General features: G+C 53.2%; 1 protein-coding gene. It reads left to right on the forward strand.

The features are described 5' to 3' along the window. Positions 1-53: 53 nt before the first annotated feature. A partial coding sequence (locus ACSV5T_RS10150) for a hypothetical protein (RefSeq protein ID WP_438321056.1) occupies positions 54-250 on the forward strand: 197 nt, incomplete at its 3' end.

Here is a 250-nt window from a genome sequence, read left to right on the forward strand (position 1 = left end):
TCGTTAATCCCGCCGCGCAAACGGGATTACTCGAAGAAAGGGGCGAAGACGAAATGACGACGCCGATGCAATCTGAACAAAAAGATATTCGTTTTATCATTGAACGCCAGGACGGACCGGACCAAGCCGCTTATACGGAAGAGTTCACCGTCCCGTACCGCCCGAACATGAACGTCATCTCGGCGTTGATGGAAATCCGCCGAAACCCGGTCAATGCGAACGGGGACAAGACGACACCAATCAACTGGGA

The sequence above is a fragment of the Veillonella sp. ZSJB6 genome, from assembly GCF_051549505.1.
GTDB lineage: Bacteria > Bacillota > Negativicutes > Veillonellales > Veillonellaceae > Veillonella.